The sequence below is a fragment of the Microtetraspora fusca genome (genome assembly GCF_001570365.1).
Taxonomy (GTDB): domain Bacteria; phylum Actinomycetota; class Actinomycetes; order Streptosporangiales; family Streptosporangiaceae; genus Microtetraspora; species Microtetraspora fusca.
Map to the genome: position 1 here is coordinate 221,095 of NZ_BBYK01000045.1, position 22,829 is coordinate 243,923.

20 protein-coding genes and 1 pseudogene are annotated in these 22,829 nt (G+C 70.3%); 11 read left to right on the top strand and 10 right to left on the bottom strand.

Features of this window, described 5'->3' with window-relative positions:
- The first annotated feature begins 2 nt into the window (after positions 1-2).
- Positions 3-695, top strand: a complete 693-nt coding sequence (locus AWQ68_RS14990) for a Tn3 family transposase (RefSeq protein WP_157545317.1) — start codon at positions 3-5, stop codon at positions 693-695.
- 304 nt (positions 696-999) lie between these two features.
- Here AWQ68_RS14990 and AWQ68_RS14995 read toward each other — a convergent pair whose 3' ends face one another.
- The gene (locus tag AWQ68_RS14995; RefSeq protein WP_066940759.1) at positions 1,000-1,626 is read right to left on the bottom strand and encodes a TetR/AcrR family transcriptional regulator; all 627 of its coding nucleotides are present in this window, start codon (positions 1,624-1,626) and stop codon (positions 1,000-1,002) included.
- Positions 1,627-1,848: 222 nt separating this feature from the next.
- Here AWQ68_RS14995 and AWQ68_RS15000 point away from each other — a divergent pair, with 222 nt between their 5' ends.
- The 4 genes and pseudogenes from AWQ68_RS15000 to AWQ68_RS15015 all read left to right on the top strand — a co-directional run.
- Positions 1,849-2,700, top strand: coding sequence for an SDR family NAD(P)-dependent oxidoreductase (locus AWQ68_RS15000; RefSeq protein WP_066940761.1), 852 nt, complete (start codon positions 1,849-1,851; stop codon positions 2,698-2,700).
- Positions 2,701-3,287: 587 nt separating this feature from the next.
- Positions 3,288-3,674 carry a nuclear transport factor 2-like protein gene (locus AWQ68_RS15005; RefSeq protein ID WP_066940763.1) on the top strand — a complete coding sequence of 129 codons (387 nt, stop codon included), beginning with the start codon at positions 3,288-3,290 and terminating at the stop codon, positions 3,672-3,674.
- 208 nt (positions 3,675-3,882) lie between these two features.
- Positions 3,883-4,770, top strand: coding sequence for a proline iminopeptidase-family hydrolase (locus tag AWQ68_RS15010; RefSeq protein WP_157545319.1), 888 nt, complete (start codon positions 3,883-3,885; stop codon positions 4,768-4,770).
- 464 nt (positions 4,771-5,234) lie between these two features.
- Positions 5,235-5,459: pseudogene (locus AWQ68_RS15015) on the top strand (response regulator transcription factor); the annotation flags it as partial.
- Positions 5,460-5,487: 28 nt separating this feature from the next.
- Here the strand turns inward: AWQ68_RS15015 and AWQ68_RS15020 are convergent.
- Genes AWQ68_RS15020 through AWQ68_RS15035 form a run of 4 tightly spaced genes read right to left on the bottom strand, consistent with a single transcriptional unit; the run spans position 5,488 to position 8,732 of the window.
- Entirely contained in the window at positions 5,488-6,447 is a 960-nt protein-coding gene (locus AWQ68_RS15020; protein ID WP_066940766.1) for a tyrosine-type recombinase/integrase, read from the bottom strand.
- Between the two features lie 10 nt (positions 6,448-6,457).
- The gene (locus AWQ68_RS44910; protein WP_245655927.1) at positions 6,458-6,982 is read right to left on the bottom strand and encodes a tyrosine-type recombinase/integrase; all 525 of its coding nucleotides are present in this window, start codon (positions 6,980-6,982) and stop codon (positions 6,458-6,460) included.
- A gap of 5 nt (positions 6,983-6,987) precedes the next feature.
- The gene (locus tag AWQ68_RS45715) at positions 6,988-8,082 is read right to left on the bottom strand and encodes a HAMP domain-containing sensor histidine kinase (protein WP_066940770.1); all 1,095 of its coding nucleotides are present in this window, start codon (positions 8,080-8,082) and stop codon (positions 6,988-6,990) included.
- Positions 8,079-8,732, bottom strand: a complete 654-nt coding sequence (locus AWQ68_RS15035; protein ID WP_066940772.1) for a response regulator transcription factor — start codon at positions 8,730-8,732, stop codon at positions 8,079-8,081. The genes AWQ68_RS45715 and AWQ68_RS15035 overlap by 4 nt, the downstream gene beginning before the upstream one ends.
- Before the next feature lie 87 nt (positions 8,733-8,819).
- On the opposite strand from AWQ68_RS15035, the gene AWQ68_RS45965 reads away from it, so the two are divergent.
- From AWQ68_RS45965 to AWQ68_RS15050, 3 genes are all read left to right on the top strand, one after another.
- Positions 8,820-11,096 carry an ATP-binding cassette domain-containing protein gene (locus AWQ68_RS45965; RefSeq protein WP_084464004.1) on the top strand — a complete coding sequence of 759 codons (2,277 nt, stop codon included), beginning with the start codon at positions 8,820-8,822 and terminating at the stop codon, positions 11,094-11,096.
- A 5-nt stretch (positions 11,097-11,101) separates the two neighbouring features.
- On the top strand, positions 11,102-12,925 hold the full coding sequence (locus AWQ68_RS15045; RefSeq protein WP_066940774.1) for an FtsX-like permease family protein: 1,824 nt from the start codon (positions 11,102-11,104) through the stop codon (positions 12,923-12,925).
- A gap of 312 nt (positions 12,926-13,237) precedes the next feature.
- Positions 13,238-14,011, top strand: a complete 774-nt coding sequence (locus AWQ68_RS15050; RefSeq protein ID WP_066940917.1) for an aminotransferase class IV — start codon at positions 13,238-13,240, stop codon at positions 14,009-14,011.
- Positions 14,012-14,082: 71 nt separating this feature from the next.
- On the opposite strand, the gene AWQ68_RS15055 is transcribed toward AWQ68_RS15050, so the two are convergent.
- Together AWQ68_RS15055 and AWQ68_RS15060 are read right to left on the bottom strand one after the other, a co-directional pair.
- Positions 14,083-14,895 (bottom strand): hypothetical protein, encoded by an 813-nt coding sequence (locus AWQ68_RS15055; RefSeq protein WP_066940776.1) that lies wholly within the window; start codon positions 14,893-14,895, stop codon positions 14,083-14,085.
- 302 nt (positions 14,896-15,197) lie between these two features.
- The gene (locus tag AWQ68_RS15060) at positions 15,198-16,373 is read right to left on the bottom strand and encodes an erythromycin esterase family protein (protein WP_066940778.1); all 1,176 of its coding nucleotides are present in this window, start codon (positions 16,371-16,373) and stop codon (positions 15,198-15,200) included.
- Between the two features lie 90 nt (positions 16,374-16,463).
- On the opposite strand from AWQ68_RS15060, the gene AWQ68_RS15065 reads away from it, so the two are divergent.
- A complete protein-coding gene (locus AWQ68_RS15065; protein ID WP_066940780.1) occupies positions 16,464-17,147 on the top strand; it encodes a TioE family transcriptional regulator in 684 nt (227 codons plus the stop codon).
- A gap of 160 nt (positions 17,148-17,307) precedes the next feature.
- Here AWQ68_RS15065 and AWQ68_RS15070 read toward each other — a convergent pair whose 3' ends face one another.
- Positions 17,308-19,233 (bottom strand): SpoIIE family protein phosphatase, encoded by a 1,926-nt coding sequence (locus tag AWQ68_RS15070; protein WP_066940782.1) that lies wholly within the window; start codon positions 19,231-19,233, stop codon positions 17,308-17,310.
- 200 nt (positions 19,234-19,433) lie between these two features.
- Between AWQ68_RS15070 and AWQ68_RS15075 the strand changes: the two genes are divergently transcribed.
- Positions 19,434-20,027, top strand: coding sequence for a TetR/AcrR family transcriptional regulator (locus AWQ68_RS15075; protein ID WP_084464005.1), 594 nt, complete (start codon positions 19,434-19,436; stop codon positions 20,025-20,027).
- 49 nt (positions 20,028-20,076) lie between these two features.
- Here the strand turns inward: AWQ68_RS15075 and AWQ68_RS15080 are convergent, their stop codons facing one another.
- Positions 20,077-20,901, bottom strand: a complete 825-nt coding sequence (locus tag AWQ68_RS15080; protein WP_066940785.1) for an ABC transporter permease — start codon at positions 20,899-20,901, stop codon at positions 20,077-20,079.
- Entirely contained in the window at positions 20,901-21,878 is a 978-nt protein-coding gene (locus AWQ68_RS15085) for an ATP-binding cassette domain-containing protein (RefSeq protein WP_066940786.1), read from the bottom strand. Before AWQ68_RS15085 ends, AWQ68_RS15080 begins: the two co-directional genes overlap by 1 nt.
- 77 nt (positions 21,879-21,955) lie before the next feature.
- On the opposite strand from AWQ68_RS15085, the gene AWQ68_RS15090 reads away from it, so the two are divergent.
- On the top strand, positions 21,956-22,771 hold the full coding sequence (locus AWQ68_RS15090; protein ID WP_066940787.1) for a TetR/AcrR family transcriptional regulator: 816 nt from the start codon (positions 21,956-21,958) through the stop codon (positions 22,769-22,771).
- The last annotated feature ends 58 nt before the right edge of the window (positions 22,772-22,829 follow it).

Sequence of the window (22,829 nt, forward strand, 5' to 3'; positions counted from 1 at the left end):
CGATGCCGCTGGAATGGCTGGAGCTCCGATCCCGGCCCGGCAACCAGGGCGCGATCAAGCTGAGCCCTTTGGAGGCTCTGCCTGAGCCGCGCAACCTTGGCCGGCTGAAGAAGGTCATCATCGGCCGGTGGGGCACCGTGCCGCTGATCGACGTGCTGAAGGAGGCCGTGCTGCGCTCGAACTGCCAGGCCACGATCGCCTCGATGTTCGGTCGCGAGATCACCGGCCAGATGCTGGAGCGGTTGTCGCTGGTGCTGTACGCCTACGGCACCAACACCGGCATCCGCGCGGTCGCCGCCGGCGAGCACGGCCACCGCGAGGATGCCGCGGAGCTTGCCGCGATGATCGACGGGGCGGTGCGCCACGGCACCGCGATGGATGTCGAGGCCAGCTACACCGACACCCACGGCCAGTCGATCATCGGGTTCGGCCGCACAAGGCTGCTCGGCTTCGACCTGCCGCCCCGGATCAAGCAAATCAATCGGGTCCGGCTGTATCGGCCCGGCCACGCCGACGCCTACCCCAATCTCGGGGCCGCGATGATGAGCCGGCCCATCCGCTGGAACCTGATCGCCGACCAGTACGTCCAGATGATCAAATACGCGACCGCGATCCGCACCCGACCCACGCAGACCGCGGCGATCTTGCGCCGTTTCCGGCAGACCAACGTCATGCAGATGGCCAGCGCGGCCTGACGCCGCTGTTTTGGAGCTACTTCGCCCCCTACGGCGAGGTGCGGTTGAACATGAACAACCGGCTCTCGCTCAGCACCACCACGCCACCGGCCGCGGGCAGCGATGATGACCACGAACTTCCGCCCACCACGACCGAGGGACGGCCACGTTGACGTCACACCGGCGTCTACACCGAAGCGTTCCGCGAGCAGCACGGCACCTCCTTTCGTCGACGGCGTGGCCGCCACCACAGCCGCCGCCTACGGGCCGGCGAGACCCTCGGCCTGCTCGGGGTCCGGGCGATCTCCGCACTCCGGGGCCGAGGTCACCGTTCCTTGATCGCTGCCTCTACCAGGACACGTGCGGCCCAGGTGATGACGTCCTGTTCGGCTTGGGGGTCAAGGCCGCGGACGTCGCGTAGGGCGATCTGCGCCTCCCAGCCGACCACGACGGTCAGGGCTGAGACCAGGCGCTGGAACGACTCCTCGCTCAGGGTGCCGCGGAGCGGTTCGCAGGCCTGCTCCAGCCATTCCACCCGGCGGGGGCTCCGGGGCGGGGTGGTCGGCTCTTGAGTGTCGCTCGCCGGTGGATCGACGGTCAGACGGATCAGTCGGCGGCCCAGGGGAAGCGATTGCGGTGAGTGCGCCAGCAGGGTCCGGATGAGGGCGTCCACCCGGGCTGCGGGGTCGTCGGCGAGCGCGGGCTCGGCCAGTGCCTCCTCGACCGGGGGCTCGTTGAGCGCGCCGGCGGTCGCGTCGATCAGCAGGTGGTCCAGCGTCGGGAAGTACATGTAGATCGTGCGGCGGGACACGTCGGCGGCGGCGGCGATCTCGTCGATGGACGGCGTCGCTCCACCGGCGCTCAGCCGGACCGCCGCGTCGACGATCGCTTTGCGGGTGCGGCGGCGCTGCGCTTGGCGTCCGCTGCGGCGGGCTGGATCGTCACTGGTCATCGTGCCGCCTGTCATTCCTCGGGTCGGTCGGGTTGGTCGGCGGCTGTCTTGACGGCCGCTCACGGCATGAGTATATCTTCATGCAGTCACTGCACAGCAGTGCAGTGACTGCATCCCTGTGAGGTCTCTGTGGCACAGGTCACGTAGCCGCCTCTGTCGCAGGGATCGGGTCGTCGGGCGTCGCACCTTCGACAGCCACCAACGAAAGAACGGAAAGACATCATGAGCAAGGTCTGGTTCGTCACCGGTTCGTCGCGCGGTTTGGGCCGCAGCTTCGTCGAGGCCGCCCTGTCCCGCGGCGACAAGGTGGCCGCGACCGCCCGGAACACCGAAAGCCTTGATGGGCTGGCCGCCGCCTATGGCGACCCGGTGCTCCCGCTCGAGATGGACGTGACCGACAAGGCCGCCGTCTTCGAGGGCGTGAAGCGGGCCAAGGAGCACTTCGGCCGTCTCGACGTCATCGTCAACAACGCCGGCTACGCGCAGGTCGGTGCGATCGAGGAGCTGACCGAGCGGGAGCTGCGCGACCAGATGGAGACCAACCTGTTCGGTGCGGTGTGGGTCGTTCAGGCCGCGCTGCCCTACCTGCGAGAGCAGGGGTCAGGGCACATCATTCAGTTGTCTTCGGCCGCCGGCCTTATCGCGATGCCGCTCGGTGGCGCGTACCACGCCTCCAAGTGGGCACTGGAGGGCCTGAACGAGGCCCTCGCCCACGAGGTCGCCGACTTCGGCATCAAGGTGACCGTGATCGAGCCCGGCGGGTTCGCCACCCGGTCCGGCAAGAACCCCGATCCCCTCGCCAACGGTCACATGGCCGAGCTCAACCCTGCCTACGACGGTCTCCGTCAGCGCCTCGCCGAGGTCGCGGGCAAGCAGCCCGCCGGCGACCCGGCCGCTGCGGCGCAGACCCTCCTCAAGATCGTCGACTCCGGCAACCCGCCCCTGCGGGTGCTGTTCGGCCAGGGCTTCTACCCGATGATCCAGCAGGCCTACGCCGACCGGCTCAAGACCTGGGCCGATGGGCAGGATCTTTCGGCCGAGGCTCACGGCAACCTCGATCAAGAAGATCGGTGACCCCGGTCCGAGCTTTTCGAGGCCTGAGCCGAGGTGGCTCTGAAGCCGACCTCAAGTTGGGGGTGCCGGCCTGCAGAATGGGTCCTCCACCGGCCGACCGGGGGCGGTGATCGTCCCAGGGGTTCCCATTGGTCGGCCATCCGGCCTCGGCCACGGGGGCGAGGTCGTCCCAGGAGGCAGGTTCACCGGTCCGGTGCCTCCTGCGGCGGCGGCACGGCGATGACCGCCGGCCACGCCGACGGCTGGCTATCCGGTGCCGCTTCCCTCTGGGGCACGCCACCGACGATCCGGAGCAGCTTCGCCACTGGGCGAGCCGCTCTGACGCCGCCCGCCGCATGGCACGCACGGCATCCGCTTTCCCGCGATCGGATTCAGCTGCCTGAGGCGACAAAGTAAGTCAAGCCTTACTTTCGGTCGTTTTCCTCTCTATGTTGGGAGTCGCCGCCCCGAATATGTGCTCGCGGAGGCGCGTCGCCGCCCGTAAACGAGCGTTCGCTTTCGCGCGCGTGTACACCTGCCACCGGCAGGGCGTGACGCGATTTCGGCGGCTCCGCGTTCGACCGGAAACCGCAAAGGGAGAACTCGACATGGGGAAGAACATCGGAGAGAAGGCGATTCAGTGCCTGCGGCGTCTGGAAGCGTATGACTTCGCCGGCATGCGCGCGATGTGCACCGACACGGCCACCGTGTGGCACAACGACGGTAACGGCGAGCAGACGATCGACGAGAAGCTGGAACGGCTCAAGCCACTGGTGACCGGCGTCGCTTCGCTGCGGTACGACGTCATCCGCCAGTTCCAGAATTCGCACGAAGTTCTCCAGCAGCACGTGCTTCACCTGGCCATGACCGACGGGTCCCGCGGCGAGGTCCACGCGGCGATGTACTTCCGGTTCAAGGACGACCTCGTCGACCGGATCGAGGAGTACGCCTACGCCGTACCGGCCGACGACGACACCGCCGGCGACACCGCATAAATTCCGGATCGCAATCCGCCCGGGTGCTCCACCGCCACCGCTGCGCGGCCGCGGTTTCTCGCCGACTGCCGCCGGGCTCACCTGCCGAGCGAATTCAGCGAATTCAATGCGATCGCGCGTAGCGCTGCGGAACCTTTCGGCGGCAATGATGTCCTTTCTATTCTCGACAGAACGGTCTTGAGACGGCCGTTGAATATGAGGTGGGTTGATGGACGGTTTTCGGATCGACATGGTTGAAGGCGAGATCGACGTGCCCGGAGGCAAGGTCTGGTACCGAAGAATGGGCAGCGGCGGCGTGCCGCTTCTGCTTGTTCACGGCGGGCCGGGCTATCCGAGCGACCTGTTGTTCGAGGCGTTTGAACCGCTCGCCCTGGAACGCGAAGTCATCTGGTACGACCAGCTCGGGGTGGGGCGTTCGGATCGGATCGACGACGCCTCGCTGCTGACGGTGGATCGCTTCCTCGACGAACTCGGCGCGGTCATCGAAGGTCTCGGCCTGGAACGACCTCACGTCTACGGCCACTCCTGGGGAGCCATGCTCGGGCTGCAGTACGCCGCCGAGCGCGCGCCCGAATGGACGAGTCTGATCTGTGCCAATGGACTGGCCAGCGTCCCCCGGTTCGAAGAAGAGGTACGAGATCTACTGGCGAAGCTACCGGGCGATGTCCTGGACCGCACCTACGGTCGTGAGCTGCGAGGAGAGACGGATGATCCGGATTACTGGGTCGCCCAGGGCGAGTACATGCGCGCGTGCGTCGTGCGCACCTCTTCGGTGAGCCTCGACCCGGATCTCATGAGCTTGATCACGTTCCGGACGATGATCGGTCAGGCGGACTACCACGTGACGGGAGCCCTCAAGGATTGGGACATCTTCGACAGGCTTGAACGGATTCGAGTTCCTACGCTGGTCCTCGGCGGAGAGTTCGACGAATGTGTTCCCTCGCATCTCGCGGATATCGCCGGCCGCATCCCGGATTCCGAGCATGTCACGCAGTCCGGCGCCGCCCACATGGGCTATCTCGAGGAGGAACCGCTTCGCCGCGAGTACGTCTCCATCATTCGGGACTATATGGAGCGGATCGAAGCGCGCCCGTAGCGGCGATCCGCCGGCCGGCCCAGGTGGCCGCCGGATGATCGCATCACGGGACCCGTCTGGCCACCCTTCCCGCATATCCACCGGCCCGTTCCGACCGCGCGGTGGATATCGAGGTGGAGGGCGGGAGGCGGTGAATGCCCTCGTCCCGCGTACGTCCGCTACGGCCGGCGACGTGAGATCGCCCAGTGGAGAAGGACCGGTCGGCACCGTGACCGCTGCCAGGCCGGGGTCTTGGGACTATCCGGCCGGAATTCAACGATAAGCCTCCGCCGCAGGTCAGGCAGGTTGCGAACGAGCGTGGGAGGATGAGGGCAGGCGCGCCCACGCCCACCACCCGCCGAATCCCGATCGGCTGCGCCAGGCCAAGAAGGCCCGCCTGACCGGCGTACGCGGCAAGGGCCGCACCAGCCGCATGGTGTTCCTCGGCCGCGACGCCCGCCAGGCGCTGGCCGACTACCTGCAGACCGAACGGCCCGCCGACGCGTCTGGAGCACATCACCGACCGGGAACGCGAAGTCCTCACGCTGACCGCCCGCGGACTGTCCAACCCCGACATCGCCCACCACCTGCATCTCAGTCTCGCCACGGTGAAGACCTACGTGGGGCGGCTGCTGACCAAGCTCGACGCCCGCGATCGCGCCCAACTGGTCATCGTCGCCTACGAAACCGGCCTGGTCACGCCCGCCTAGCGTTGGGCCGCCCGTGCGGTGGCCGCAATCAGCGCAGTGGTTTGGCCGCGGGCATGGACAGCCGGTCCACCGCCTCCCGGCGGCGGCGTTCCGGCCGTCTGTCGTAGCGGGCGGTCGTGGCGGGGGAGGCGTGGCCGACCAGCGCCTGGGTGGTGGCGAGGTCAACGCCGGCGTCGAGCAGCTCGCCGATGAAGGTGCGCCGGAAGTCGTGCGGGGTCCGCTTGGCGGCGCCCGCGTCGGACAGGCGGCGGGCGACGATGTCGGAGACCGCCTGCCCGCTCATCCGCGTACGGCGGAGCCGGCCCGCCTTGTTGATCGCGCAGAACAGCGGGCCCGCGTCGCCGCCGCGTACCGAGAGCCACAGCTCAAGGCGGGCGACGGCGGGGGCGGTGAGGTAGACGAACCGCTCCTTGTCGCCCTTTCCATGTACGCGGAGCGACCGGGCGGCGGAGTCGAAGTCGGCCAGGGTGAGCCCGGCGAGCTCCGCCCGGCGGCAGCCGGTGGAGTACAGCACGGCGAGGATGGCGCCGTCGCGCAGCCCGGTGGGGGAGTGGTCGTCGTCGCAGGCGGCGAGCGCGGCGCCCAGGACCTCGGGAGGGACGTGCCGGCCCGCGGGCACCCGGGCGTGCTTGAACGCGGGCAGGTCGGCGGCGCGCTGGTAGTCCTCGCTGGTCATCAGACCGAGCCGCCACGCCTCCTTGAGTACGCGCCGCAGCGCCACCAGGTGCTTGTTGACGTGGGAGGGGGACCAGCCCTGCTCGCGCATCGCCGTACGGAGGCGGATGGTGTGCTCGTACCGGAGGCGCTCCCACGGCTGGCCCGCCCCGATGGCGTCGGGGTCGCCGGTGATGAAGCGGGCGATCCGGTCGAGGCAGCCGCGCATGGTCCGCTTCGACTCGGCACTGGGGAGGGAGTCCAGGTAGGCGTGGTAGGGATCCGCCTGGGGCCGGGCGAGAGCGCCGGGTTCCGGCACGGCTGGGACGTTCATCACGGCGATCCTATAATAAATCTACAACGTAAAGGCGCTGGGGCGTTCGAAAATCACTCACCCCTCTCGAAAACCCGCTCCGAAGGGAAGCGCCGCGCTCGTGGTGTGGCTTCGACCGTTCGAGGGAGAAGCCGTGCGAGACCTTCTGAGGGGCGGCCGGAATACGCCAGAAAGGGGCCGTGGGCTGCTGTAGTCGCAGCTCAGCGGGTTCGGCGGTAGGCGCGACCATCCCCCTGCCGGCCAGCAGGCGGGGCAGGATCCGGGCCGTGGGGGTGGCCCAGTGCACGTACTCGATGGCGCCGCCCTTGGAGACGACGCGGGCGCGGCGGAACTCCAGGTCGAGGTCTTCGACGTTGAGGGTGAGGATTTCCTCGGCGCGCGCGGCCGTGTCATACAGCAGCCTCCAGAGGACCTTTTCCCGCAGGGCGTGCGCAGGGTCGGTGAAGAGCGTCTCCAGCCGGGTGCGTGGGATGGAGCGGTCGCCTCGGTGACCCGTCGGTTGCCGGTGTGACAGATAATGCACATTCTGTGTCACATGTATCACTCCGCTGTTCCTCCTGCGGGGGATGCGTCCTCGGATCCCGCGAAAACTACGACGAGCTCCAGCCCGCCGCCCGGGTTGGGGTTCGCTCGCACGTCGGCCCCGTGGGCCTTTGCGATCGCTGCGACGATCGACAAGCCGAGCCCGGCACCCTGTCCGGGGGTCGTGTGGAGCCGTCGGAAGGGCTTGAAGAGGTCGCCGAAACGTTCCTGGGGCACATGCGGGCCGGTGTTACGGACTGTAAGCGCTCCACGGGAGAGCGTTACCTCAACGGTTCCGCCGGAATGGTTGTAGCGGATCGCGTTGTCGAGAAGGTTGGTGACGAGCCGGTTCAGCAGGACAGGGTCCCCGTCGACGACGAACGGCTCTGCCCGCCCCGTCACACTGACGCCGTCCGCGTCTCTTTCCGCCAGGGCGCGCCGTACCACCTGGTCCAGGGCTACCGGGCTCCTGTTGTCCAGGCCGTGTTCCGCCTGGGCCAGGACCAGCAGGGCGTCGATGAGGTTCTCCGCGCGGCGGTTGTGGCGCAGGAGCGTGCCGCGGATCTCGCCGACGTCCTCGGGAAGCCCGATCTCGATCGCCGCCCGCTGGACGGCCAGCGGAGTCCGCAACTCGTGGGAGGCGTTCGCGATGAACCGCCGCTGCCCTTCGACGGAGCGTTCGAGCCGGTCGAGCATCGCGTCGAAGGTGTCGGCCAGTTCCTTCAGCTCGTCCTTCGGCCCGGCGAGCGCGATCCGTTCGTGCAGGGTCGACAGGGACAGCCGCTGCGCGGTGGCGGTGATCCGGTGGATTGGCCGCAGGATCCGCCCGGCGAGCAACCACCCGACGGCCAACGAGACCAGTGTCAGGGCCCCGACCGTCAGCGCGGTCACCTGCCACTGGTAGCCGATCACGTTGTTCACCAGTTCGGGCAGCTGTGGCAGCCGATCGTTCGGCACGCCCCGCGGCGGCGCCGCCCCTCCGCCAGTCAGCCGGCCGATCCGTGCGTCCAGTGTCCGACGCAGCAGGAGGTTGACCGTGACCAGCAACACAACCGAGGTGAGCAGGAACAGCCCGGAGTAGATCAGCGTGAGCCGTACCCGGATCGTCGTCACAGCAGGTATCCCGCGCCCGGAACGGTCTGGATGCACGGTGGGTCGCCCAGCTTGGCCCGCAGGCGGCTGATCAGGACCCGCACCACTGTGGTGAACGGATCGGCGTTCTCGTCCCAGGCCTCTTCAAGCAGCCGTTCGGAACTCACGACGGCGCCGTCCGCCCTCATCAGTACCTCAAGGACGGCGAACTCCTTGAGTGACAGATGCAGGTGCCGCCCGTCCCGCGAGGCTTGCAGCCGGTGTCTGTCGAGCACGATCCCGTGCCGCATCAGCACCGGTGGCACCTGCGACTGGCTGCGCCGCCCCAACGCCTGCACTCGTGCGACCAGCTCGGTGTAGTCAAAAGGTTTGGGCAGGTAGTCGTCGGCCCCCATCCCGAGACCTTCGACTCGTTCCGGCACCGAAGCCGCCGCTGTCAACATCAGGATCCGCGTACGGCTCCCGCGCGCCACCAGCTCACTGCACACGAGGTCGCCGTGGATCTCGGGCAGGTCCCGGTCCAGCACGAGAACGTCGTAGTCGTGCACCGTCAGCCGCTCCACCGCGGCGGCCCCGTCGTACACCACGTCGACGGCCATGGCATGGCGGCGCAATCCCACCGCCACGAGATCGGCCAGGTCGCGTTCGTCTTCGGCCACCAAAATCCGCATCCGACGTTCATACTCGAACCGGCATTTCAATGGCGTTAACGGATCCGTTCACGACCGTGTAACCCGCTTCAGGCCACGCTGGCCGCCATGATCAGAGCCCTCTGCGCGGCCGTCCTGGTGGCGGCCTGCTCCATATCCGCGCCCGCGTCCGCGCTCGAAGCGTCCCCATCGGCCACCACAGACGGGGGCTGCACCACCAGCACGCCGTCACCGCCGCAATCGGCACCGCCGACATCGGTGAACACGCTCCGGCAGGCGTACTTCTGCGTGCTGGACAACTATTACAGCGGCCCTGTCATGGATTCGAAGGAGCTGCTGAAGAGCGCCTTCGCCGCCTATACCCAGAACCTGATGCGGCGCGGCGCGGACCGGGCCGGCCTTCGGTTGCCCGCCCTGACCGGGAACCGCGACACCGACTGGGCCGCCTTCGCGAAAGTCCTCGGCGCCGACGACCCCGCCGCCCTGCGCGCCGCGATCACCGGCATGGTCGCCGGACTGCACGACAACCACGCCCGCGCGGTCAGGCCGGCCCCGTCGCAAGAGGGCGGGCCAACCGGAACGGGCATCGTGGGCATATCGGCCCGGCAGGGCCAGCGACTCGACCCGGCAGCCAGACCGCCGTTGTTCATCACTGGCGTCCTGCCCGGCAGCCCCGCCGCCAAGGCCGACATCAGACCCGGCGACATCATCGTCAAGGCCAACGGCGTGCCGGCGTTCATCGGGAACACCGTGAACCAGAGCATCGTCGAAGCCTTCGCCACCAACCCGGTAAAGCTCACGCTCAAGCGCCCCACGACGGGACGGACCCGCACCGTCGAGCTCAAAGAGGGCCTTATCATACCGCAGCGTCCTGCGGTGACCTCAAAGAAGCTCGCCGACGGCGTCACCTACGTCCAACTGCCCGGATTCTACGAAGGCGCCGCCGACCAGGTCATCGCCAAGCTGCGGGACAAACCGAAGGCGGTGGTCCTCGATCTGCGCGGCAACGGCGGCGGGTCACCTCGCGAGGTCACCCGGCTGCTCGGCGCATTCGCCCACGGCAAGGTCACCAGCTACTTCTGCCCGCTCAAAGGCGAATGCGTGCCCAACCGGACCGACGACAGCGTCCCGCTGCTCGGCTCGCGCCTGATCGTCCTCACCGACCGCGGATGCGCCTCGGCCTGCGAGGACTTCAGCGCGGCGGTCAAAGACAACGACCTGGGCACCCTCATCGGGACCCGCACCGCCGGAGCCGTCTCCGGCCCGAGCCAGGCATACCTCCTCGACGACGGCAGCGCCGTGCTCCTGCCCAAGGTCCGTCACCTCGGGCCCGCCCGCGAAATCATCGACACGATCGGCGTGCCAGTCGACCACTACGGCCCCCATGACCGCCCTCGACCTGGCCACCGGGCGCGACCCGGGTGTGGCCAAAGCGCTGGCGCTTCTTTGACGCGCCTGCTGCAGCGGCTGGGCCGGCCGCCCCTCTCACCGTCGCCGACACCCAGCGCCCCGCCATGGCCGAGCCGGACCCGCTCGACCGCAGCGCTGTTGGCGGAGGGCATCGTGCTCCCGTTTGAGGCGGACCTGCTCCGGCTCAAGACCCGTAAGCAGAACTGGACCTATCGGAAGGAATGGATCGTGAGCAATGCCGCCGACATGCCCGTACTGAGCGCCCGCGGGCTGCGGAAGGAGCATGGCGAAGGGGAAGGATTGGTGCGCGCCGTCGACGGCGTCGATCTCGACGTCAGCGCGGGGGAGACGGTGGCGATCATGGGGCCCAGCGGTTGCGGTAAGTCCACGCTGCTGCACCTGCTCGGCGGGCTGGACCGGCCCTCGGCTGGCGAGGTGTCGCTGAACGGCCGGCGCATCGACAACATCAGCGAGAAGGCCCTGGCCCGGATGCGGCGGACCGAGGTCAGCTACGTCTTCCAGTCCTTCCACCTGATGGAGGAGCTCACCGCCGTCGAGAACGTCGAGCTGGCGGCGCTGCTCGCCGGACGCTCGCCGCGGGTCGCACGGCGGCGCGCGGAGGAGCTGCTGGATCAGCTCGGGCTCGCCGGCCGGGCGCGGTTCCTGCCCTCCGCCCTGTCGGGCGGCCAGCGGCAGCGGGTCGCGGTCGCCCGCGCGCTGAGCAACGACCCGCTGGTCGTCCTCGCCGACGAACCGACCGGAAACCTGGACAGCGCCGCCACCTTGGACGTCCTCCAGCTCTTCAAGGACCTGCACGAGTCCGGGCAGACGCTGGTCATCGTCACCCACGACGCGCGGATCGCGGCCACCGCGGACCGCAAGTTCTCGATGCGCGACGGCGCGTTCGTGGACGAGACCTGGCTGACCGGCGGCACCACCGGGCAGCTCGGCGCATTCGTCGGGCTGGAGGATTGACCGCAATGGGCCGCATCCTCCTCGTGATCCGTCTCGCCCTGCGAGACGTCCGGCGTCGCCGTACCGAGGCCGCGCTTCTGCTGATCGCCATTCTGGCCGCCACCACGACGCTGACGCTCGGGCTCGTCCTGCGCGACGCGGCCAGCGACCCGTACCAGAGCACCCGGGCGGCGACCAAGGGACCCGACGTGGTCGCCAACGTCGGCCAGGCCGACGACCTCGCCGGCCTCGCGGAGCTGGGGAAACTGGCCACCGCCTCCGGCGTCACCGAGCACAGCGGACCGTACCCCGTCATCGCCGGAAAGCTCGAGGCGTCTGGCCGGACGTCGGATGTCCAGGCCATGGGGCGCGACGCCACCGTCGCGGCGGTCGATCAGCCCGAGGTGACGCAGGGCAGGTGGGTCAGCGACGGCGGCGTGGTGCTCGAGGCCGCCTTCGCCGACTCGATCGATGTGGGCGTCGGTGACTCGATCACCCTGGGCAGCAGGTCGTTCAATGTCGTCGGCGTCGCGGTCACCGCCGCCATGCCGCCCTATCCCGGGGCGTCCTGCATCGTCTCCGTCGGCTGCATCAACGGCGCCATCCCCGACGACCGGAATCTGCCGGCGGGGTTGCTGCACAATCCCGGGCTGGTCTGGCTCACCCAGGCGGACGTGCTGAACCTCGCCTCGGACCGAAGCTCCCTGTCCTATGTGATGAACCTGAAGCTGGCCGACCCGGACAAAACGCAGGCATTCGTCGACCGGAACGGCGACGCCATGCCCATGCAGACCTGGGAGAGCATCCTCGCCGACGCCACCGACCTGGCCAAAGACTCCCAGATCCTGCTGCTCATCGGCGCCTGGCTGCTCGGCCTGCTCGCCGTGGCCAGTCTCTCGGTCCTGGTCGGCGGCCGGATGGCCGACCAGCACCGACGCGTCGGACTCCTCAAGGCAGTCGGCGGCACCCCGAGCCTGATCGCTGCCGTGCTGCTCGCGGAGTATCTCCTCGTGGCCGCCGTCGCGGCCGCGGCCGGTCTGACGATCGGAGCGCTGACCGCTCCGTTGCTCACCGAGTCCAGCGCCGGCCTCGTCGGCAGCGCGGGGACGGCGTCGTTGACCTGGTCCACATGCGGTCTGGTGACCGCCGTGGCACTCGGCGTCGCCGTGGTGGCGACCGCTGTTCCGGCCGTGCGCGGCGCCCGCTCCAGCACCGTCAGCGCGCTGGCCGACGCGGCACGCCCACCTCGCCGCACCGTTTGGCTGATCACTCTCTCGACGCGACTGCCCGTCCCGCTGCTGCTCGCTCTGCGGGTCGCCGCCCGCCGACCGCGACGGGTGGCGCTGGGCGTGGTCAGCATCGCGGTCACGGTCAGCGGCATCTACGTCCTGCTGGTGCTCAACGCCTTCCTCGCCGACCAGCCAGGCACCGGCGCGTACACCGAAGCCCAGGTGGCGGTGCTGCGGCACGTGCTCCTGGTCTGGACGGTCATCCTGCTCACTCTGGCGGCGGTCAACGCCATCGTCATCACCTGGGCGACGGTGCTCGACAACCGGCATGCGTCGGCGCTGGCACGCGCCCTCGGCGCCACCCCGCGGGAAGTGACCGTCGCCCTGGCGACCGCTCAGGTGCTGCCCGCGCTCCTCGGCGCCGTCATGGGTGTCTTCCCGGGAGGGTTCCTGCTGTTCTCCGCCATCAACACGATCACCGGCGGCGACAGCGACAAGGCCACGCTTCCCGCACCCTGGCAGCTGATCGCCCTGGTGCTGGCAACCGTGCTCGTGGTGGCGGCGCTCACCTCCGTTCCCGCCCACCTTGGCGGCCGCCGTCCCGTGACCGCGACTCTCTGAGCCGACCACCACGGCAAGCCTGGTGATGCCGCATAGATCCGTTCCTTGCGCCGCTCACCTCGGTGTACTGACCACGGACGTTGGGGACGCAAGGACGGGATTCGTGACCTGCCCGTCGAGGATCTCGAAAGGAGTGCGGACCTCCTGGCGTGGTGTGTAGCGACCAAGAAGCGCACCACCCGCTGGAGGTCCTCTCTGGAGCGAACGCGCGACGACCCGTGCGGGCGCGTATCCGGCTCCGCCCGCCACCGGGTGATCGCCGGGCTAGCGTTATGGGCGGGTTTCCGAAGCGGGATGTTCGCGGGGAAGGGGATGATCGCCATCAATCGCACGGTGATCGAGGGGCGGGTCGCGGGCGTCGACGTCGGTCGCGCCGTCGACGCGAGGTACGGGCACTTCACCGCCATGCAGGTGCGGGATCGCAGGGTGCGCGGTCTCGACCTGCACCTGGACCGGCTGGAGAAGGCCAACAGGGAGCTGTTCGGCGGCGAGCTGGGGCGGGAGCGACTGCTCGGCTCGATCGAGGCGGTCCTCGGGGCCGACGTCCGCGACGCGAGTGTCCGGGTGTACGTCCTGCTGGAGGGGGAGAGCCCGCTGGTGATCGCCACGGCGCGGCCGCCGGCCGGGATGGCCGGTCCGCCGTGGAGCGTCCGGTCGGTCGTCTACCAGCGCTTTCTCCCCCATATCAAGCATGTCGGGGGCTTCCCGCAGCACCACCTCAGGCTGCGGGTGGGAGCCGAGGGGTACGACGAGGCGCTGCTCACCACGGCCGACGGCGTGATCTCGGAGGGGGCGATCACCAACGTGGGGTGCTTCGACGGGGAGACCGTGGTGTGGCCGGATGCGCCGATGCTGCGCGGCATCACGATGGCGCTGCTGGAGCGGGCGATGGAGCGCGAGGGGGTGCGCCAGGAGCGCCGTGTGCTCCGGGCCGGTGACCTGCCGGAGTACGACGCGGTCTTCCTCACCAACTCGCGGGGGTTGGTCGCGGTCGGCCGGGTGGACGAGGTGGAGCTGAAGGCGGACCCGCCGGCGGTGCGGCGGTTGCGCGAGCTGTACGAAAGCCTTCCCTGGGATCGGATCTGATTCCAGGAGTGGCGCGTGGGAGGGGTGGCGCCGGTCGCGGGCCATCGGGGGCCGGGACGCGCGCGGTGGTCTCAGACCTCCAGCGTGCTCTGTTCGATGCTCTCCGTGCGCGCGTGGAGGATCTGCTCGTTGATCTCCAGGTTGTTGATCAGCCTCAGGGTGGCCACGAGGGTGTTGCCGAGCAGCCCGCCGGCGACCTCGCCGTACTCGACCTGGAAGAGGAGGTCGACGGTGGGGTCGTCGGCGACGGTGCGGCTGTGGTCGCGCCATGCGCTCTCGGCGCACATCTCGGCGGCGCCCAGCAGGGGCGCGGCGGCGTGGCTCTTGGCACGGGGCAGGGCGAGCGTGAGGAGTTCGCGTTCGACCCGCCTGAGCCGTACGCCTTCGGCTTCGCCGCCGAACAGGAGGGCGTGGAGCACGTCCTTGGCCTGGCACAGCAGCGCCTCGCCCTGGGAGGAGCGGCAGGACGCGGGGATCAGGTCGGCTCCCTTGGGTGGCGGGTTGCGCAGGTAGCCCGCGGCCTCCAGGACGTCGCGTTTGAGCGCGGCGTAGCGCTGGAGGTATCGGGGGAGGGACTCCTCGTCGAGGTGGAGGAGGCGGATGCGGGCGGCCCGCTCGGCGCGCTCCTCCTCGGTCTCGCGTACGGGACGCTCGTGACGGGCCTGGCGCGGGATGGCGGGCGCGTCGGGCCGTTCGGTCGCGCTCGTGTCGGCCGGTAGGGCGGGGGCGGAGAGGTCGGCGGTGTCGTCGAGGTGGGCGAGCGCCAGGATCTGTTCGACCAGCCATTCGGTGGGCTGGGCGCGCAGGTGGTCCCGGAGGCGCTCGCGCAGCTCGTCCGCCAGCTCGGTGCGGATCCGGGTGACGATCTGGGCGATCTCTGACAATCGTTCTCCCTGGTGGTGTGGTCGGAGCGCGGCCATTGTGCCAGCCGGGGCGCTTGAGATCCGGAAGTTGCGGATCTGGGGTTCTCGCCTTCCCCGGTGCCCTGTGTCGAGCGCGGTCCGGCCCCGCCACCGGTCAGGGGTCACCGGGATCGCTTGCTGCGGCGAGGCGCAGAGGCGGCCGATGAGGCCGAGCGGCCCGCGCAGCAAGGATGGCGGGCGCCGCCTTTGGTGAGCGGGCGGGCAGGGATGGTGCGATTGATGCGCGGTGCGTGTCTGCACAGGACTGACACGCACCGCGCCTGTCAACCCAGCCTGCCCAGGCTGACAGCCTGCTTGAGGAAGACGACGCCGTCGATCATGTCGAGCTGAGCCGAGTCCAGCGGGAAATAGGCGAAATCTCGGGAGATGCGCGGGGCGGGCTTCGTGATGGCCTCGGCCAGGCGGCGGGCGTCGACGAGAGAGTGGTCCCACGGGAGCGTGGACAGGATGCCCTCGACGGTGTCCGGGTGCGGGGCGTCGTCGCCGACCGTGCCGAGGGCTGAGGCCAGGAAGGCGTACCGGTCGCCCAGGTACGTCGCGGTGATCGCTCCCGCGCTCCACCACTCGAGCAGCTGGTCGCCGAACGACATCACGCTCTTGTTCCGCTGCAGGTGGAGGTTGCTGGAGAAGACCAGGGCCGGGCCCTGCGCGGCGACGGCACGCAGGTTGGCGGCCATCATCGCGTCCCGCAGGGCCGACAGCTGGGTCCACCGTGCCGGGGACGTGTCGGCCATCCAGTAGTGGTAGCGGAGCAGGCCGGTGGCGGTGCGCGCGTACAGTTCCGCCCGCTCCCTGTCCTCCGCGCTCAGCTGCGGTGCCTGCGTGTCGAGCAGCGCCACCAGGTCGTCGGCGATCAGTCGCAGCCGCTCGGCGTCGGCGGACCGGCCGATCGACTGGGACGGATCCATGGCCGTGGCCTCGTTCGACCACCGGTCGTCCGGGCCCAGGAGCGTGTCGAGGGTCTCCCTGGCTACCACAGTGCGGGGGAGCGGGCCGTCGAGGAGGTCGTAGAGGGCGGTGAGCGCCTGGCGCGGGCTCGCCGCCCAATATTCCAGAGGGCCGTCGAACCCGAAGAACCGGAGCTTTTCGTCATGCTCCTCGTTGTACGTCCGCATCCAGCGCACGAGCTCGCGGTTGGCCGGTGACGCGCCGAAGCCGTGGCTGAAGCCGCGTTCCATGACGTCATCGAGCGTGCCCGTGCCCGTCGTGACGTAGTCGTCCACCGCGAGGCCCATGAGGCAGTCGCTCTCGATGGCGAACGACCGGTAGCCCTCCTCTTCGACGAGGTGCCGGAAGATCTCGTTGCGCAGCTCGCCCAGCTCCCCCACGAAGTGCCTGGCCTCGCCCAGGCCGAGCAGCAGGGGGCGGGCGGGCAGCGACCGGAGGAATGCCGAGACGCCCGCGCCGTCGAGCGGACGGGCCGTGTCCTTGATGTCCATGGCCTCAACGCTATCGTTGAACCTTCGGTGTAAACTTTCAGCGGAAATCCCCCCTCTAATCGCGACGGACCTTCAATCGGTGATTCATCCATGAGGCCAGTGGACCTGGCGCGTGAGCACGGCCTGTCCACACAGGCGATCAGGAACTACGAGGACGCCGGCATCCTGCCCGCCGCCGAACGCACCGTCCACGGCTATCGCACCTATACGCCGCTGCACGCGCAAGCCCTGCGCGCGTTCCTCGCCCTCGTGCCCGGGCACGGTCACCAGACGGCGACGTCGATCATGCAGGCGGTTGATCGGGGTGCCACCGAGGACGCGCTGCGGCTCATCGACGAGAGCCACGGCCAGCTCCTCGACGACCGCCGCACCCTCCAGGCCGTCGAGGCCGTGCTCCGCGATCTGGCGCCCGTGCCGCAGGAGCGCGGAGACATGTTCATCGGCCCCCTGGCCAGGAGGCTGGGCATCCGCCCTGCCACCCTGCGCAAATGGGAGAACGCCGGGCTGGTCCAGCCGCGCCGTGATCCGCAGACGGGCTACCGGATCTACAGCGCGGCCGACGTACGGGACGTCCGGCTGGCCCACCAGCTGAGGCGGGGCGGCTACCTGCTGGAGCAGATCGCCCCGCTGATCGCTCAGGTTCGCTCCGCCGGAGGCGTCGCCCCGCTGGAGTCGACCCTGCGCGACTGGCAGGCCCGCCTGTCCGCCCGGGGCCGCGCCATGCTGAAGGGCGCCGCCGACCTGGACGCGTACCTCCGCGCCCGCGAACCCTGAGGCCGCCGCCGGGTTGTTCGCGGTTGTCAGGACTCATGGCCTCAGGGCTGTCGCTGAACGATCCCCGGAGACTTTCCGCCACCTGTGCTGCGCCGATGCGTGGAAAAGCCTCAAGCCCCGGTGGACCCGTGCCGCTTTGTCGCCGTACGTGGGTCGGCGATCAAGGCGACCGCGGGTACGGCCCGGCGCCGCGTGCTGCGGTTTCGGGTTCGGCCGGTGCGTGCCGGGCGGGTAGGCGGAGCGCGAGCAGGGCGATGTCGTCCTCGTTGTCCTGTGGGCGGGCGCGGGCGATGAGCTGGTCGCAGAAGACGCCGAGCGGTCGGCGGGCGAGAGAGGCGGCGTGGCGGGCGAGGTCGGCCATCCCGCGGTCGATGGGCTCGTGCGGCGACTCGATGAGGCCGTCGGTGTAAAGGACGAGGGTGGCCCGGGGCGGGAGGGGGGTGACGGCGTTGGGGCGTCCGGCGGGCATGCCGATGCCGAGCATGAGGCCCTGGCCGCCGTCCAGGAAGGAGACCTTGCCGTCGTCGGTGACCAGCAGGGGCGGCGGGTGGCCGGCGCTGGTCCAGTGCAGCCGCCAGGGGCCGCCTTCGGGGCCTTCCACGCGGGCGAACACCAGCGTGGCCAGGGTGGCGGTGGTGATGTGGGGGAGCGCCCAGTCCAGCCGGTCCACTACGAAGCTGGGCGGCCCTCCGTAGTATTCCCAGGCGTACGCGCGGAGGATGTTGCGGAGCTGGGACATCTGGGCGGCGGCGGTGAGGTCGTGGCCGATGACGTCGCCGATGACGAGGGCGGTGACGCCGTCGGGGAGGACGAACAGGTCGTACCAGTCGCCGCCGACTTCGGAGGCGTGCGGGGCGGCGAGGTAGCGGGCGGTCATCTCCAGGTCGTCGATCTCGAGCATCGGCGGCAGCAGATGGCGTTGCATGGTTTCGACTGAGCGGCGTTCCCGTTCGTACAGGCGGGCGTTGTCGACGGCGAGCCCGGCGCGGCGGCCGATGTCGTCGACGAGGGACAGCTCGCTCGGGCCGAACTCCCGGGGGTCGGCGGCCCGTCCGACGCTCAGGGCGCCGAGGACCTGGTGCAGGCGGCCCCGCAGGGGGGCGATGACGGCGGAGTGCATACCGGTGGAGGTGAAGAGGTCGCGCTGCACTGCGGCGATTCCGGAGTCGGGGACGGTGTTGTACATCTCGGCCGAGACGAACATGGTCGGGGCTCCGAGCAGTACCTGGGACAGGGGCATCCGGGAGTGTTCGGACACCGGGGGCAGGGGGCCTTCGAGGTCCGAGACGTTCACGATTGCGTCGTTCTCGTGGTGGACGACGCTCACCCGGCGCACTTCGTCGTTGTCTTCGAGGAGGTCGACGATGGCCCAGTCGGCGAGTCGCGGGACGACGAGCCGTACGAGCCGGCGCAGGGCCTCGTCCATGTCGAGGGTCGAGGTGAGCGCGACGGTGGTTTCGGCGACGAGGGCGAGGCGGTCGGTGAGGTCGACGAGTTCGGTGTGGTGCGAGCGGTCCTGCTCCTCGTCGGGGTTTCGCGGGGAGAAGATGACGATGTTCCCGGCGCGCTCGTTGTCGATGGTGTAGGCGCTGCTGACGCAGCGCACGGGCAGGAGGGTGCCGTCGCCGCGGGCGAACCACTCGCTGTCGGCGTAGGTGGTGCCGCCGGCGAGGAACGCCTGGAGCAGGCGGCATTCGGACCGTTGGGCGATGGTGCCGTCGACGGTGCGGTGGAGCTGGTCGTGGGCGTCGTGGCCGACGAGGTCGGCGGCGCTTCGGCGGAGCAGTTGCTCGCCGCGGGGGTTGACGTAGGTGAGGCGTGCCCGGCTGTCGAGTACGTAGACGCCGGCGTCGAGGGAGGGCAGGAGTCGTTGAAGCAGCAGGTCGCGCTCGTCGGGGCTCAGCGGAGGGCGGAAGGGCGCGGTGCCTGTCGCGTCGCCGGGGGGCGACGGGTCCGCCGGCTCGGGTGGGGTCCGGTCCGGCTGACCGGTGTCGTGCGGTCGCGTCCCGTGTGGCTCGTCGTGTCGCGGGCCCGGGGGGCGGGGTGCCTCCTGTGGCGGTCCTTCGTGGCGCGCCGGGTGTGCCATGGCCGTGCCTCCCCTCCGCGAGGACGTCACCGTGCCGTTGTGGCCCTGCTTCCATCATCGACCCCGCTGGTGAGCGCGCGTCGCGTCGCCCCGGTGTCCGGCACCGGGACGACGCGCCCGCCGTTCCGGCCGCCCGGTTCGAGGCGGCCGGAGTACGGCAGCCCGATCAGAGCACGGTCCGGCTGTCTATGATTAGTGAGGTGACTGACTCAACGGTGTCCCGGTCGGCCGACAAGCGGCGGCGGTTGACGACCGCGGCCGCCGACGTCCTCCATCGGCAGGGCGTGGAGCGCACCACCATCGCCGACATCGCCGCCGTCGCCGGTGTGCCGGTGGGCAACGTGTACTACTACTTCAAGACCAAAGACGAGCTGGTCCAGGCGGCCCTGGGCGAGCACACCGCCCACCTGGCCGAACTCACCGGGGAGCTCGACCGGCACCCCGACCCCCTCCACCGCCTCAAGGCCCTGGTCGCCGCCTGGGTCGAGCAGCGCGACGTCGCGGCCCGCTTCGGCTGCCCCACCGGCACTTTGGCTGCTGAGCTGGACAAACGTGCCGAGGGAGGACTCGACGAGGAGGCGGGCAAGGTCATCGGCCTCCTGCTGGGCTGGGTGGAGCGTCAGTTCCGCGAGCTGGGCCTGCCCGACCCCGACGGCCTGGCGCTCACTCTGGTCGCGGGCTACCAGGGCATGTCGCTGCTGGCCAACGCCCTGCGCGACCCGGACGTCATGACGCGCGAAGGAGCCCGTCTCACCCGGTGGCTCGACTCCCTGTCGCGGAGCGGCGCCTCCTGACCACGCCCTGCCCACGCTGGAATGACCGCCTGCCGGCGCGGCCCGGGTGTCAGCGGCTGAGCCGCCGGTAGCGGCGTACGGACAGCGGGAAGAAGATCGCGATGAGCAGCGCGGGCCAGGCGACGGCCACGGTGACGGCGTGCTCGGCGACCCAGGAGTCGCCCGTTCCCGGGTTGCCGAACAGGTGCCGGGCGGCGGCGGCCGCGGCCGAGATCGGATTCCACTCGGCGAGCGTGCCGAGCCAGCCCGGCATGGTGCCGGTCGGGACGAACGCGTTGGAGAGGAAACCGACCGGCCAGACGAGGAGCTGCACGGCCGCGAGCGACTCGGGCCCGCGCGCGAGGAGGCCCAGGTAGATGCCGACCCAGAGGAACGCGAGCCGGAGCAGCAGGAGCAGGGCGACGGCGAGCGCGGCGTCGGCGGTGTCGCCGCGCCATCGCCAGCCGACGGCGAGACCGCATCCGGTCATGACGGCGAGGCCGAGGGCGGAGTGCAGCATGTCGGCGGCGGCGCGGCCGGTGACGACGGCCGAGGGTGCCATGGGCATGGAGCGGAACCGGTCGGTGACGCCCCTGGCGGCGTCGGTGGCGACGGCGGCGAAGGTGGTCTCGATGCCGAAGAGCATGGTCATCGCGAACATGCCGGGCATGAGGAACTCGCGGTAGCCGCCACCGCCGGGGATCAGGATGCCGCCGCCGAGGAGGTAGCCGAACATCAGCACCATCAGGACGGGGAACAGGAGGGCGACGGCGGTCTCGCCGGGGCGTCGTCCCCAGTGGGTGAGGGTGCGGCGGGCGATGGTCCAGCCGTCGGCGGCGGCCCAGCGCAGCCGGGCGGCCGGGGTGCGGGGGACGGGCGGAAGGATGACGGTCATCAGGCGGCCACCTCCGTGCCGCGCGGGGTGGTGTCGGGGTCGGCGCGTCTGCCGGTGAGCTGGAGGAAGACCTCGTCCAGGGTGGGACGGCGGACGGCGATGTCCTCGGCGGTGACGTCGGCGTCGTCCAGGGCGCGGACGACCTCGGTGAGGGCGGCGGCGCGTTCGCGTACCGGTGCGCTGACGCGGCGGGTGTCCGGATCGACCTCGGGGTCGGCGGTGGCGACGCGGGCGAGGGCGGCCGCGGCGGTGGGCAGGTCGCGCGGGTCGCGTACGGTCACGTCGAGGCGGTCGCCGCCGATCATGCCCTTGAGCTCGTCGGGGGTGCCGTCCGCGATGCGGTGGCCTGAGTCGATCACGGAGACGCGGGAGGCGAGCTGGTCGGCCTCTTCGAGGTACTGCGTGGTGAGCAGCACGGTGGTGCCGTCGGCGACGAGGGCGCGGACGGCGTCCCAGACCTCGGTGCGGGCGCGCGGGTCGAGCCCGGTGGTGGGCTCGTCGAGGAACAGCACGGGCGGCACCAGGATCATGCCGGCGGCGAGGTCGAGGCGGCGGCGCATGCCGCCGGAGTACTGCCCGGCGGGCCGGTCGGCCGCGTCGGTGAGGGAGAACCGCTCCAGCAGTTCGAGGGTGCGGGTGCGGGCGCGGCGGGTGCCGAGGTGGTGGAGCCGGCCGAACATCTCCAGGTTCTGCCGGCCGGTCAGGATTTCGTCCACTGCCGCGTGCTGGCCGACCAGGCCGATCCGGTGGCGTACTTCGGCGGGCCGGGTGGCGACGTCGAGGCCGGCGACCTCGGCACGGCCGGCGTCGGCGCGCAGGAGCGTGGTGAGGATGCGCACGGCCGTGCTCTTGCCCGCGCCGTTGGGGCCGAGCAGGCCGTGAACGGTGCCCTGCGTCACGGCCAGGTCGAGGCCGGCGAGGGCCTCGGTGTCGCCGTACCGCTTGCGCAGGCCCTCGGCGACGACGGCGAAGGTCATGTGGCTTCTCCCCGAGTCGGTTCAGTACGCCGTACCGTACACCATACGGTACGAGAGGGAAGTAGACTTCGCAGACCATGACGACCGAGTACACCGGCCGGGGTGATCCGGCCCGCAGCCTGGCGCTTCTGTGGCGGACGGGGGAGCGGGCCAGCCGGAAGGGCAAGCCGGACCTGAGCGTGGACCGCATCGTGCGCGCGGCGATCGAGGTGGCCGACGCCGAGGGGCTGGCCGCGCTGTCCATGCGCAAGGTCGCCGAGCGGCTCGGCGTCGGCACGATGTCGCTCTACACGTACGTGCCGGGCAAGGCCGAGCTGATCGACGTCATGCTCGACACCGTGTACGGCGAGCTGCCCATGTCCGGCGGCGAGGAGGCGGCCGACGTGGCCGCGGAGCCGGGCGGCGGCTGGCGGGCGCGCCTGGAGGCGATCGCCCGGGACCACAAGGCGCTCTACCACCGCCACCCGTGGATGTTGCAGGTGGGGACCAGCCGGCCGCCGCTCGGCCCGAACGTGACGGCGGTCTACGACTACTCGCTGCGGGCGGTGGACGGCATCGGGCTGAGCGACACGGAGATGGACGCGGTGGTGACGCTGGTGACCGGGTTCGTCAACGGCGCGGTCCGGGGCGCGGTGGAGGCGGAGCAGGTCGAGCGGCTGACCGGCATGACGGATGAGCAGTGGTGGTGGGCGCACGCCCCGTTCCTGAGCAAGGTCATGGATCCCCGCCGCTATCCGATCGCGGCGCGGGTGGGGGCGGCCGCGGGGGAGGCGCACAACGCGGCCTACGACCCCGAGCACGCCTTCGAGTTCGGCCTGGCGCGGGTGTTGGACGGGGTCGAGGTGTTCGTCCGCTCCCGTGCCGGTTCCGCGTCACCGGAGGGCGGCGCCTGACCGGCGCCCGGTTTGCCGCTGGGTCGACGACAACGCAGCGAGGCGCCATCTGGGCCGC